This is a genomic window from Methylopila sp. Yamaguchi (assembly GCF_002897035.1).
Classification (GTDB): domain Bacteria; phylum Pseudomonadota; class Alphaproteobacteria; order Rhizobiales; family Methylopilaceae; genus Methylopila.
The window spans coordinates 96,730-109,181 of record NZ_BAUX01000011.1 but is presented as its reverse complement, the minus strand read 5'-3'; the positions used below and the strand labels follow the sequence as shown (position 1 = coordinate 109,181).

The 12,452-nt window shown below is 66.2% G+C and carries 12 protein-coding genes and 1 pseudogene; 9 read left to right on the top strand and 4 right to left on the bottom strand.

The window, feature by feature from the left end:
- Positions 1-15 precede the first annotated feature (15 nt).
- The 3 genes from METY_RS14010 to METY_RS14000 are packed head-to-tail and all read left to right on the top strand — an operon-like array spanning position 16 to position 4,248.
- The gene (locus METY_RS14010; RefSeq protein ID WP_103122054.1) at positions 16-855 is read left to right on the top strand and encodes an aldo/keto reductase; all 840 of its coding nucleotides are present in this window, start codon (positions 16-18) and stop codon (positions 853-855) included.
- A gap of 43 nt (positions 856-898) precedes the next feature.
- Positions 899-2,062 (top strand): glycosyltransferase family 4 protein, encoded by a 1,164-nt coding sequence (locus METY_RS14005; protein WP_103122002.1) that lies wholly within the window; start codon positions 899-901, stop codon positions 2,060-2,062.
- Entirely contained in the window at positions 2,059-4,248 is a 2,190-nt protein-coding gene (locus METY_RS14000) for an amylo-alpha-1,6-glucosidase (protein ID WP_244593652.1), read from the top strand. Before METY_RS14005 ends, METY_RS14000 begins: the two co-directional genes overlap by 4 nt.
- 15 nt (positions 4,249-4,263) lie before the next feature.
- Here the strand turns inward: METY_RS14000 and METY_RS13995 are convergent, their stop codons facing one another.
- A complete protein-coding gene (locus METY_RS13995; protein WP_103122000.1) occupies positions 4,264-4,755 on the bottom strand; it encodes a TolC family protein in 492 nt (163 codons plus the stop codon).
- 132 nt (positions 4,756-4,887) lie between these two features.
- Here METY_RS13995 and METY_RS13990 point away from each other — a divergent pair, with 132 nt between their 5' ends.
- Positions 4,888-5,433, top strand: a complete 546-nt coding sequence (locus tag METY_RS13990) for a DUF1003 domain-containing protein (protein WP_103121999.1) — start codon at positions 4,888-4,890, stop codon at positions 5,431-5,433.
- Between the two features lie 114 nt (positions 5,434-5,547).
- On the opposite strand, the gene METY_RS13985 is transcribed toward METY_RS13990, so the two are convergent.
- Positions 5,548-6,492, bottom strand: coding sequence for a LysR family transcriptional regulator (locus METY_RS13985; RefSeq protein WP_103121998.1), 945 nt, complete (start codon positions 6,490-6,492; stop codon positions 5,548-5,550).
- A 107-nt stretch (positions 6,493-6,599) separates the two neighbouring features.
- Between METY_RS13985 and METY_RS13980 the strand changes: the two genes are divergently transcribed.
- Together METY_RS13980 and METY_RS13970 are read left to right on the top strand one after the other, a co-directional pair.
- Complete coding sequence (locus METY_RS13980; protein WP_103121997.1) at positions 6,600-7,595, top strand: alpha/beta fold hydrolase; 996 nt, start codon at positions 6,600-6,602, stop codon at positions 7,593-7,595.
- Between the two features lie 281 nt (positions 7,596-7,876).
- A pseudogene (locus METY_RS13970) lies at positions 7,877-8,278 on the top strand (LysR substrate-binding domain-containing protein); the annotation flags it as partial.
- 127 nt (positions 8,279-8,405) lie between these two features.
- Here the strand turns inward: METY_RS13970 and METY_RS13965 are convergent.
- Together METY_RS13965 and METY_RS13960 are read right to left on the bottom strand one after the other, a co-directional pair.
- Positions 8,406-9,797: a sensor histidine kinase gene (locus METY_RS13965; RefSeq protein ID WP_103121996.1), complete on the bottom strand. Its 1,392-nt coding sequence runs from the start codon at positions 9,795-9,797 to the stop codon at positions 8,406-8,408.
- The gene (locus METY_RS13960; protein ID WP_103121995.1) at positions 9,794-10,468 is read right to left on the bottom strand and encodes a response regulator transcription factor; all 675 of its coding nucleotides are present in this window, start codon (positions 10,466-10,468) and stop codon (positions 9,794-9,796) included. Before METY_RS13960 ends, METY_RS13965 begins: the two co-directional genes overlap by 4 nt.
- A gap of 913 nt (positions 10,469-11,381) precedes the next feature.
- Here METY_RS13960 and METY_RS13955 point away from each other — a divergent pair.
- The 3 genes from METY_RS13955 (at position 11,382) to METY_RS13945 (ending at position 12,449) form a co-directional block, all read left to right on the top strand.
- Entirely contained in the window at positions 11,382-11,561 is a 180-nt protein-coding gene (locus tag METY_RS13955; protein ID WP_103122053.1) for a hypothetical protein, read from the top strand.
- A 56-nt stretch (positions 11,562-11,617) separates the two neighbouring features.
- Entirely contained in the window at positions 11,618-11,806 is a 189-nt protein-coding gene (locus tag METY_RS13950; protein ID WP_103121994.1) for a hypothetical protein, read from the top strand.
- 235 nt (positions 11,807-12,041) lie between these two features.
- Positions 12,042-12,449 carry an Hsp20/alpha crystallin family protein gene (locus tag METY_RS13945; protein WP_103121993.1) on the top strand — a complete coding sequence of 136 codons (408 nt, stop codon included), beginning with the start codon at positions 12,042-12,044 and terminating at the stop codon, positions 12,447-12,449.
- Positions 12,450-12,452: the final 3 nt, after the last annotated feature.

Here is a 12,452-nt window from a genome sequence, read left to right as displayed (position 1 = left end):
TCGGGGCCGGAGGCCATAGAGCGGCGGCCCTTCGGTCCGGCGCTGCGCGAGGTCGCGGCGATCGGCCAGGGAACCTGGTACATCGACGACGCGCACCGGCCCACCGCGGTCGCCGCGCTCCGCCGCGGCCTCGATCTGGGGATGACCCACATCGACACGGCCGAGATGTACGGCGACGCCGAAACGGTGGTCGGCGAGGCGATCGGCGGGCGGCGCGACGAGGTCTTCCTCGTCTCCAAGGTCGTCCCAAGCAACGCCTCGCGCGAGGGAACCGTGGCGGCCTGCGAGCGCTCGCTCGCGCGCCTGCGCACGGACCGGCTGGACTGCTACCTCCTCCACTGGCCGGGGTCGCACCCGCTCGAGGACACCTTCGCCGCCTTCGAGCGGCTTCGCGCACAGGGCAAGATCCTGTCCTGGGGGGTGAGCAACTTCGACGCGCCGGACCTTGAGGACGCCTGGAACGCAGGCGGCGAAGGCCGCATCGCCTGCAATCAGGTCCTCTACAATCTAGAGGAGCGCGCCATCGAGCACGCCGTCCTGCCCTGGTGCGAGGCGCACGGCATCGCCACGGTCGCCTACAGCCCGTTCGGCCATGGCGACTTTCCGGGGCCGAACACGGCGGGCGGCCAAGTTCTCGAAGATATCGCCGCAAGCCATGGCGCGACCCCGCGCCAAGTGGCGCTTCGGTTCCTGCTGCGGCGGCCGTCGCTGTTCGCGATCCCCAAGGCGTCCAGCCCCGAGCACACCGCCGACAACGCGGGCGCAGGCGCGCTTCGTTTGACGGCGGCGGAGCTCGCCCGGATCGACGCGGCGTTCCCGCGTGGTCCCCGGCCGGGTCGACTTCCCATGCTTTAGACGAGCAGCGCGCGCTCGGCGGCAACACAACAAGGAAAAGCCGATGAGGATCGCTCAGATCGCGCCGCTGGCGGAGAGCGTGCCGCCACTGCTTTATGGCGGAACCGAACGCGTGGTGTCCTGGCTGACCGAGGAGCTCGTGCGGCAGGGCCATGAGGTCACGCTGTTCGCAAGCGGCGATTCAAAGACCTCGGCGCGGTTGTGTCCGCTGTGCCCGAAGGCGCTGCGGCTCGCCGGCGTCGAGGACCATCTCGCCAGTCACTTGGTTCTGCTCGATCAGGTGCGTCGGCTCGCCGACGACTTCGATCTTCTCCATTTCCACACCGATCTGATCCAGTTTCCCCTGTTCCAAGACGTCGCTTCGAAGACGGTGACGACCCTGCATGGGCGGGTCGATCTTCCTGACTGTCATCCGGTCTATAGAGCTTTTCCGCAGCTCCCCCTCGTTTCAATCTCGCAGAGCCAGCGGCTCAGCATGCCGATCGGCGCTAATGTCGCCGCCACGATCCACCATGGCCTCCCGCCGGACTTGATCCCTTTGAATCCACGGGGGGGAGACCATCTCGTCTTCCTCGGACGCATGTCGCCGGAGAAGCGCCCGGATCGCGCGATCGAGATCGCCAAGCGGGCCGGCGTGCCTCTGAAAATCGCGGCCAAAATCTCTGTCGCCAATCGGAGTTACTTCAACGAGTGCATCAAACCTCTGATGGATCATCCGCTGATCGAATTCGTCGGAGAAATCGGCGACCAAGAGAAACCTAGATTCCTCGGCGAGGCCTTGGCCGTGCTCTTTCCGATCGACTGGTGCGAACCCTTTGGGCTGGTGATGATCGAAGCCATGGCCGCTGGAACGCCGGTGATCGCCTGGCCGACCGGCTCGGTTCCTGAGGTCGTCGCCGACGGCGTGTCCGGCTTCCTCGTGTCCTCCGTCGAGGAGGCTGTAAGCGCGGTCCATAAAGCGAGCGCCCTATCGCGCCAAGCGGTGCGCGGCCACTTCGAGGCCGGGTTCACCGTCCAGCAGATGGCGGCGAGATATTGCAGGTTGTACGACGCTTTGCTCGCCCGCGGTCGCCCGATCCGGATTGATGCTCGGGCCGGCGGGATCTCCGTGCCCCCTCACGCCGCGGGCGGACGTCGGGAGAACCGGATTCCACCCTTCGAAATCGAGTCGAGATACTCCCTGCCCGCGTCCGGATGCGCTCGATGAAGTCCGCCTCGTGGCCCGCCGGAGATCGCTCCAAACGCGAGGAGCACCTGCCGGAACACTACATCACGGCTCAGACGTCGCTGGTGGAGGGGTCGCTGCGCGCCTTGAAGCAGGACCATGCGTTCGCTGTGCTCGACGCCTATGGCGACATGGGGACCGAGCCCGGCCGAGCGGAAGGCCTTTTCTACAACGACACCCGCTATCTCTCGAAGTTTGAGATGCGCTTCGAAGGACGGCGGCTCCTGCTGCTTGGCTCGGCGATTCAGGACGACAACGCCGCGCTGACGGTGGATTTGACCAACCCCGACAGCCAAGTGGGAGAGGCGACTCTCCCGCGCGACATCATCTATGTCGAGCGGACGAAGTTCCTGTGGTCGAACGCTTGCTACGAGCGGATCGGCTTTCGGAACTTCGACACGCACGAACGGCAATTTCGGATCGACTTCCTGTTCGACGCCGATTTCCGTGATCTTTTCGAGGTGCGCGGCATAGGGCGCCTGAGGCGCGGAATGGTTTCCTCAAGCGAGACCGGGGTCGATCGCGCAGGCTTCCGGTACGAGGGCCTCGATGGCGTGACCCGCTGCACGCGCCTCGTCTTCGAGCCCCCGCCCGCGCGGCTTGAGCCAAACCGGGCGAGCTTCCTCATCACGCTCGAGCCGAGGCAACGCGCCTCGATCCTGGTGCGCACGGAATTCGAAGAAGGCTCAAGGGATCCGGCGCCGAACTTCCTGACGGCGTTTCGCGACGTGCGCCGGCAGATCCGCGCCAACACGGCCGGGATCACGACGATTGAGACGTCGAACGCGCTCTTCAACGAAGTGATCTGTCGCTCCACCGCCGACCTGTCGATGCTGCTGACCAACACCGAGGACGGTCCCTATCCCTACGCAGGGATCCCCTGGTACAGCACCGTCTTCGGCCGCGACGGCATCATCACCGCGATGATGAAGCTCTGGATCGAGCCCAAAATCGCGGCGGGCGTCCTCAAACATCTTGCTCGGACGCAGGCGACCGATTTCGATCCGGCCGCCGACGCGGAACCCGGCAAGATCCTCCACGAACGGCGCCTGGGCGAAATGGCGCGCACCGGCGAAGTGCCGTTCCGGCGCTACTACGGCACGGTCGACGCCACGCCCCTCTTCATCATGCTCGCCGGCATGTATTTCGAACGGACCGGCGATAAGGCGCTGCTGCAGGCGATCTGGCCGAACATAGAGGCCGCTCTTGAGTGGTGCGACCGCTTCGGCGATCGCGACGGCGACGGCTTCCTGGAATATTTCCGCAAGACCGATCAGGGCCTCGCCAATCAAGGGTGGAAGGACAGCCACGACAGCGTCTTCCACGCAGACGGCGCGGCCGCCGATGGTCCGATCGCGCTCTGCGAGGTGCAGGCCTACATGTTCGCCGCCAATCGCCACGCCGCGACGATGGCGGCGGCGCTTGGCCATACGGGCGAGTCGGAGCGCCTGTCGAGAGCGGCCGAAACGCTCCGCGCGCGCTTCGAACAGCAGTTCTGGTGCGAGGATCTCGGGACCTACGCGCTCGCGCTCGACGGCGCAAAGCGCCCCTGCCGGGTGGTGGCGTCGAACGCCGGCCATGCGCTTTTCGCCGGGATCGCGTCTCCCGAGCGCGCGGCGCGCGTGGCCGACACTCTTATGAACACCGACAACCTCACCGGTTGGGGCGTCCGCACGCTGTCTCGCGCCGAGAAGCGGTTCAATCCGATGTCCTATCACAACGGCTCGATCTGGCCGCACGACAACGCCCTGCTCGGATGCGGATTCGGGCGCTACGGCCTGATGAACCATGCGACCCGCGTGTTCGAAGCGGTGTTCGAGGCGGCGATCTATCAAGAGGAGCGGCGCCTCCCCGAACTCTATTGCGGCTTCGTCCGGAAACGGCATCGCGGGCCCGTGGCCTATCCGGTCGCCTGTTCGCCGCAGGCCTGGGCCGCGGCGTCGCCCTTCGCCCTGCTGCGCGCCTGCCTTGGGCTGGAACTCCGGCATGAGCAGGACGAAATCGCCTTCATCAACCCGACCTTGCCGCGGTTCATGGACGAGCTTCTCATCAAGCGACTGCGACTGGGCGAGTCCGAGGTCAACTTGCGCCTCTTTCGCCACGGTTCGGACGTCACGGTCAGCGTTCTCGACCGCCACGGGCCTGCTCGGATCCACATCTCTCAGTGAGGCGCCTCTCCGTCTTCATGGTCGCGCCGCCAGCCTCGGCCCCGTCGCCGTCGCGGCGTCGACCACTTCAGGCTTCGAGGCGTCGACGGGTCGATCCCAGCCGCCGCCGAGCGCTTTGTTGAGCGCGACGTAGTCGGTTGCGGCCGAGGCTCGACTCTGAAGCAACGCATCCTCCGCCTCGAAGGCTGAGCGTTCGGCGTCGAGCACGTCGAGGAAGTCGGCCGAGCCGGCGCGATAGAGCTCCCGGGAGAGCCGCGCGGCCTCGCGATAGCTCGAGGCGGCGGTCGCAAGCTGGCCGCTCCGCTGGCGCTCCTTGGCGAGCGACACCAGCGGGTTCTCGACGTCTTCGAGCGCGGTCAGCACCGAAGACTTGAACGCCACGACGTATTGGTCACGCTCACGCTGCGCCTTCGCAGCGGCGTGCTCTCGTTCGTCGAAGGCGGATATGCAGCGCTGACCACGAAACGCTATCGCGGTCCGCGCGAAGGCGTCGAAGCGCTTCCTCATAAGCGAGCGTGCCGGAACATGACGGCGGCTCCATGCTTTTGACCTCCCGCAGCACGGGCGAAAGGCCCCCGCCGCCACAAGGGCAGCCGCCTGAGGCGACGAGGTCCAGAGCAATAGGGGATTGCCACTGAGATGAAGACCGGGTCCGATCGAACTGACAGCCGGGTCACCCACGAGACCGCGAACGAAGATCTAAGCCCCGTCCTGGACCGGAACATCGGCACGCTCGAGCGGCGGAAGGAAGAGAGAGACGCTAAGAGCTCTCTGGGTCAAGCGATCGCAGAGAAGATCACCGCTGTGAGCGGCAGCATGGCGTTTGTCTACATTCACGCTGCGGTCGTCATGGCATGGGTGGGCGTCAACACCGGCTCGGTGCCGGGCCTCGCGCCCTTCGACCCGACCTTCGTCATTCTCGCCACCGTGGCTTCGGTGGAGGCGATCTTTCTGTCGACCTTCGTCTTGATCAGTCAAAACCGCGACGCCGCCCAAGCGCTACGCCGGTCGGAGCTGGATCTGCACGTCAACCTACTGACGGAGCGAGAGCTCACAACGCTAATACAGATGGTCCGCGAGATCGCGGATAAGCTTGACATCCCAGTGAGGAATAAAGCGGAAGTCAAGGACGCCGAAAGGAACATTGCGCCCGAGAAGGTTCTCGATCGGCTCGACCGCACATAGGCGGTGCATGCGCGCACCAAGTCCTCAGGTCATCTCCACCGTTCCTCCATCAGACGGGACCGCGAACGGGCCCGGCGGACCCGCGGCGCGAACACAGCTCCAAAGGGGCTAGCGTCACGGGGTCAGCACCCGGTTGCGCGGCGTTCCGGTCCGCTGCGCGACGGCGAGGAGCCTGTCCCGTAGGCGCGGCGTCGCATGGTCGATGAACGCGCGGAGCGTCACATTCCGGCGCGGCACCGGATGGAACACGAGGCTGACAGGCGTCGGCTCCGGCTCGAATGGGTCGAGCAGAGTCACCAGCCGGCCCGCGTCGAGGTGCTCGGCCACCTGATACGAGAGCGCGCTGCAGACGCCGTGTCCGCGGACCGCCGCGTCAATTGCCGCGCCGGCGGAGTTCAGCGAAAGCCGTGGCTTGATCGGCACGGAGAAATGCTTGGTCCGCTTCGCGGCCGGGTCCACGAAACGCCAAAGCGCGCCGGCGTCGCCGTCCTGATCGCCGACGCAGGCATGGGTCTTCAGATCTTGGGGCGTCGCGGGGACACCGGCCGTTTCGAGGTAGGACGGCGAGGCGCATACGAGTTTGCGCACCTCGCCAAGCCGCGTCGCCACGATCCCGGAATCCGGAAGCGGCGCGAGCCGCACTGCGACGTCCACGCCCTCTTCCACCAGGTCGACCACTCGGTTCAGCAGCAGCGTTCGGGCGCGCGCCGCGGGATGAGCGGACAGAAACGACTCGACCACGGGCATGACATGCAGCCGGCCGAACAGCTCTGGCGCCGTCACGCGGATCATCCCGTCGATCGTCCCGCCCGACCGCGTGTCCGCCGCGTCGAGCTCCGCCAGCACCGTCCGGTAGACCCTCAGTTGCGCTTCGCCCGCCTCCGTCAGCCGCAGGCGGCGGGCGTTGCGGTGGATCAACCGTTCTCCTAGCCGCTCCTCGAGCATTTGCAGGGCCCGCGTCACCGTCGCGGGCGAGCAGGCCAGCTTGCGGGCGGCGGCGGCGAGCGACCCTTCGTCGATCGTCGCGACGAACATCATCATCGCGTCGAGCCGGTCCATGATTTCAGTTCCTGAAATAACACAGTGCCATCCATGTCTCTTATGCGGATTTGCGCAATGACTAAATTGTCCTCGATGGAGACACAGGCGAAGCGAAAGGCGAGGCCATGACGACGATCGAGAAGGGTGTTGAGCGGCGGTCCGTGATTGCAGGCCTGGGCCTGACGGGCCTCACGGTCATCGACGCGGCGGCTGCGCCGAAGGCGGCGGCCGCGGATCAGGGGCCGGCTTCCGCCGACAACGCAGCGGCTTTGCGCTTCGGGACCAAACAAGTCGGCGACGTGACGGTGTTCTACCGCGAGGCCGGCCGTCCGGACGCGCCCGTTCTTCTGCTGCTGCACGGGTTTCCTACAGCCGGACACATGTTCCGTGACCTGATGCCGTTGCTGGCGGACCGGTATCGCGTCATCGCGCCGGACCTCGCCGGCTTCGGCAACACGGTCGCCCCGCCACGCGCCGCCTTCACCTACAGCTTTGACAGGCTCGCCGAGGTGATCGAGGGCTTCGTCGAGGCGATGGGACTGACCCGCTATGCGCTCTATGTCTTCGATTACGGCGCGCCCACGGGCTTCCGGCTCGCGATGGCGCACCCGGAGCGGGTGACCGCCATCATCAGCCAGAACGGGAACGCCTATGATGAGGGCCTCAGCCAGGAATGGGAGCCCTGGCAGCGCTACTGGCGCGACCCGACGCCGGACAACCGTGAGGCCTGCCGCGCGGCGCTGACCGACGAGGCGATACGGTTCCAGTGGACCCATGGCGCGCCGGAGGGCCGGGTCTCGCCCGACGGCTACACGCTCGACATGCACTACATGCGCCGCCCGGAGGCGCAGGATATCCAGCTCGACCTGATCCTGAGCTACCGAACCAATGTCGAGCGCTACCCTGAGTTCCAAGCCTACTTCCGCAAGCATCAGCCGCCGCTGCTCGCGGTCTGGGGGCGGAACGACGCCTTCTTCATCCCCCCAGGAGCGAAGGCCTATGCGCGCGATCTGCCGAAGGCCGAGATCCACCTGATCGACGCGGGCCACTTCGCGCTTGAGACGCATTCGGCCGAGATCGCCGGCAGAATTCGCGACTTCCTGCAACGCAACGGCGTGTGACCGGTAAAGCGTCGAGCAGCGTGGTCGCATCATCGGAAACTGGCGCGCTACGGGTTCAATTCCGAGCGTTGCCAGTGCTGCAATCCGATAAACTTCGACGAGTAGGCGCTTCCGCTTGGCGCCAGAAGCGGTCCTTAATGACAAATGCTCTAAGCGGACTCGCTGGTTGCGCGTCGGAACATGGCGAACGAGTTCGTCCGGGTGATCGGGGGCGCCATCGCGCGCCAGATAGCCCTGAGAGGCGAAGGCGCATAGCCGATGCGGGCGCGCGAGACGGCGGATGCGTGAACTTCCGGTTCCAGAGCACGGGACAGGCCCAGCGGTGGCCCTTCAGAATAGGCGGGCGTACGGTCGAGATCACGCCGGAAGCCGGCATCGTCACAGACTTCAGCGACGCAGTCGCGGAGATACTCGCGGCGGACGGGGGTATCGGCAGCTCACCGACGTACATTGCCGCGCCGTATGTCGAGCGCGGCGCGCTTGTGCCGATTCTGCGTGAGTTCGCGGTCGAACGCTCCGTCGTCACGGCGCCGTGGCCGGAGAGCCGGCGCGGAAACCCGAACGTGAAGGCGTTCCTGGCCTTCCTCGAAGAGGTGTTTCCGTCGCCCACGCCGTGGGACGCGCTTTTTGCTATGGCTCCTAGAAGCGGGTCCGGCGTCCTTGCTGACGCAAGGCGGGAATGATGTGCCCCAACCTGCGGATAGCGTGACGGCCGCAACCAAGCATGCTTGCAACTAGCAGGCCTGAAGGCTGTCTGGGCTCATTTTGGAATGCGCCGAGCGGCATCTTCGACCTGACGACGCTGCGACGCTACACGGCGTGAGGCTTCCGCTTTGCTGTCGCCGACGGCTCGCTCGAAGGGTTGAACGTCAGGGTGGCTCGCACCCCACCGGGGCGGTCCTGAGAGACGGTCAACCTCGCGCCGTGCAGCGAAGCGATTCGGCGGACGATCTGTAATCCCAAACCCAGCCTCCCATCCCTGCGCGTATTTAGAAAGCTTGCTTCATCGTCGCGCAGCGCGCCGTCGCCGTTGTCGCTCACGACGATCGAGGGGCCTTCGCCGCTTCTGACCTCCACTGAGACGCCCGCGCCCCCGTGTTCGACGGCGTTCTCGATCAGGTTGCGCACAGCGCTGCGGAGCAGGGTGGCGTCGCCCAACACGAGCCGCCCCCCGGGGTCGCTGTCCGCTAACGCAATCGTCCCGCCGCGGTCGTAGACCCAAGGCGCCATGGCGGCGACCGCGTCCCGAAGCACGCCGTCCAGATCGGTCGGAACGAGCGACGGGCGCTCGGCCGCCTCGATCCGCGCCAGCGCCGTGAGCTGTTCGACGAAAGCCACCAGATCGTCGATCTCCTTGATCGCGGCTCTGGCCCTTTCATGGTCGATCGCTTCGAGCTCAAGCCTGACGATCGCCAGCGGCGTGCGAACTTCGTGCGAAATGGCCGCCGTGAAGACCTTCTGCGCCTCCATGAGTTCGCGCACCCTGCGGTAGCCGCGATCCATGGCCCCGGCGAACTGCGCGATCTCAAGCGGCATCCCGTCCGTCTCGACCCGCACGTAGGGCCCGGCCGGGTCGAGAGCTTCCGCTTTCGCAGCCGCCGCCTTCACCGGCGCGAGCGACCGGCGGATTGCAAAGAGCGACGCGACGAGCGCGAAGCCGAGGGTGATCGCCGTCGGCAGGAGCATCTCCTCCACGAGCTCTTCGCCAAACACCGACCAAACGCGACCGGCGGGATCCTGCTCGATCGCGATGTCCACCAGAACGGATTGGCCCGCGAGCTCGAACGTTCGGCCGCCCGCGACGGAAATCGGATAGCCGTCGCGGCTGCGCCGAAGCCACGAGAGGGTGTCGGGCGTTTCCTGCGGAAGCCTCGCGGCCATGCAAACGGCGTCGCAGCTTTCAAACAGGACGACTCCTGCGCGCGTTCTGATGCGCGCGATGTAGCCGGTCTCGCCGCCGCCGTAGCGGGCGCGAAGGCTGCGCGGCAGGGTGAAGACCGGCTTGCCGTTTTCGACGGTCAGGCCGGCCGCGAGGGCTCCGATCTCGATGTCGAGCAGGTGGTCCGAAATATGGTCCACGTCGCTCGCATACCGCCCGATCGTCAGCGCGAACTGCGCGATCATCGCGACCGCCGCGAACAGGCAGACTTGGCGGACGACCTTCCGCCGAAGCGATTCGTTGCTGGCGCGGGAGCCGCTCATGTCGTTTCACGAAGCAAGTAGCCGACGCTGCGGATCGTTTCGATCGCGACGCCGGTCGGAAACGGCGCGAGCTTGCGCCGCAGCCGCGACACGACGAGTTCGATGGCGTTGCGGCTCATTTCCTCGGCGAACTGCGACAGCGCGGTCTCCAGGCGCTGGGTCACGACGACATGGCCGACGCTCCGCATCAGAATTTCAAGAGCCGCGCGCTCGCGGGGCGTGAGCGCAAGTCGCTCGTTTGCGCAGGTCACCAAGGCGTCGGCCGGATCGAACCGGAGCGCGCCCGCCTCGATCACCGGCTGGGCCGACAGCGGCGCGCGGCGCATCATCGCGCGCGCTCTCGCGAGCAACTCCCGGCTATTGAAGGGTTTCGTCAGGTAGTCGTCGGCTCCGGCGTCGAGCGCGCCGATGCGGTCGTCGATGGCGTTTCGGGCTGAAAGCACAATGATTGGCGTCGCATTCCGGGCGGTCCGCATCGACCGGATGAATGACACCCCGTCACCGTCCGGGAGGCTGAGGTCGAGCAGGATGAGGTCATAGCTGATGCTGGCGATCGCCGTCTCCGCAGAGCCGATCCCGCCGACTGTGTCGATCCGCCAACCCGCTGCCTTTACCAGTTCGCTCACGAGCGAACGCAGCCTTGCGCTGTCTTCGACAAGAAGCAGCCTCATACGCTACCACGCATCCGTTCCGTCACGTCTTCGCCTCGCGCAGCGTGCGCCCCTCAGACGGATCTAGCTCAGTCTCGGCGGCTGACCCACTGGCGATCGCTTCTCCCGACAGCCGACTGACAGGTTGCGCAAGTAGGTTCTGGTCGGTCGACAAGCGCGGGCTCTCGGGCGCGGGCTGGTTGTGTCCTACTGCCTTGCGCATCGTCCCCCGCCTGGGAAAGGCGTCGGAACGGAATTCCGCCCCTCTCCGTTTCGAGCGGCGCGAGGTCACCCGGTTGCTGGGGAGCAGCCGGGCTTTCCTTGGTCAAACCGTTAGCGGGTTGGGTTAGCTCATCGATGCTGGCGAGAGCGCTCGGCGCTCCATGAAGCATGAGGACCTAGCGGCCGACGACAGCAAGTCCTGTCCGCCGCCTTTCAGCCGGGCGCGATGCACGCCCCTCACGGGACGGCCGCGCCGACAGGTCAGCGCGAAGATCCTTCGAGTCCTCCATGAGACGCCTTCCCTGGCACCGGAACGGCACGACGCGTTCGCAACCATTCTGGAATCGCGCTTCCTTAGGAGCAGGATCGCCGCTCTGCGTCAGAAGTTACATTTCGCGAAGTCTCGGCCTTGGCGAAGTCCAAGATCGGACGTTTAGACGTGTGGATCGACATACGACTTCAGCCGACAGCCGTTGGCCGCCAAGAGCGGACATACTTAACCGACTGGGCGCGCAGATTGTTGATTCCGAAATGCACGGCCACCCGATCGCTTGACCGGAACCCGTTTCGCGGTTCACGGCCGATGAGCCGAAGGAGGCGCTTCTGCGGGTGTTCAGCGGAGCTGGCTCGCTGAAGCGGAGAGGCTGGCGCGGCGGGGAACATGATTCGCCGCGAGATTCTTTTCGGTTCAGGCGAACAGGAAAGGTTCGAGATGGCCAAAGCCAGCAAACACGACATGGGCGCGGGCGCCCAGGGCAAGCAGGCGGGCGTGGGCGCAATGACGGACGCTCCCGACGACCAGATCGGCGAGAACATGGTGCTGTCGAACCGCGACAAGTCTCGGCACCCGGAGACGCGCGGCTACGACAGCAAACGCGCTCAGACCGAGTAGATGCAGGAAAACCCTCACGCCCGCGACCCCGAATCCGACAACTCGGAGCCAGAAAAATGACGGTCAAGAAGACGCCGCCGGTCCCCGCGGAGAACCGAAGCCAAAAGGGCGCCGGCGACGAAAAGTGGGCTCCCCTGAAAAGCGGTTCGGCCAGAGGCGATGAGACCAGCGCCCCCGATCAGCGCGGCCAGCTCGGCGACGTGAAGCAGAACACGACGCATCAAGGGTATCAGCAGGACCGCTGAGGCCAAGCGAGCGGGCCGGCCGCCGCCCTGCGCGTCGGGGCCGCGCGGCGCGCGATCACGTTCCAGGACGGATCACGGGCGGGTCTCGCGTGACGGTCGGAAGCGGCTCGTCTTCGACCCGCGCAAACTTGCGAAAGGGACGGGTGGCATGCCCGGCTCGCACAGCCGCTTGTCATCGGTCGTTCGGGCCCCGATCTGAAGGGCCGTCGTCCTGATCTTTCAACAAGGAACGCACGTGTCGAACCGAGACCCGCTCAACTGGATGCTCGCCGAAGCGGTCGAGAGCCTCGCGCGCGCCGAGCGCATGCACCGGCAGGTCTTTGCGCTCAAGACCGCGACGCCGCGGGCGCCGTCCTGGGAGCCGCCGGTCGACATGATCGAGACCGCGCGCGAGGTGCTGATCCTCATAGCCCTTCCGGGGGTCGACCCCGACGAGGTCGAAGCTGCGATCGAGGACGGCGCGCTCGTTGTCGCCGGGCGCCGGACGCTGCCGCCGGAGCTGCGCGACGCGGTCATCCACCGTCTCGAGCTGCCGCAAGGCCGTTTCGAACGCCGCATCCCTCTTCCCGCCGGCCGCTACGCCGGCGTTCGCCGGGCCGCCGCGCAGGGCTGCCTCGTCTTCGGGCTGGCCAAAGCGGATTGAAAC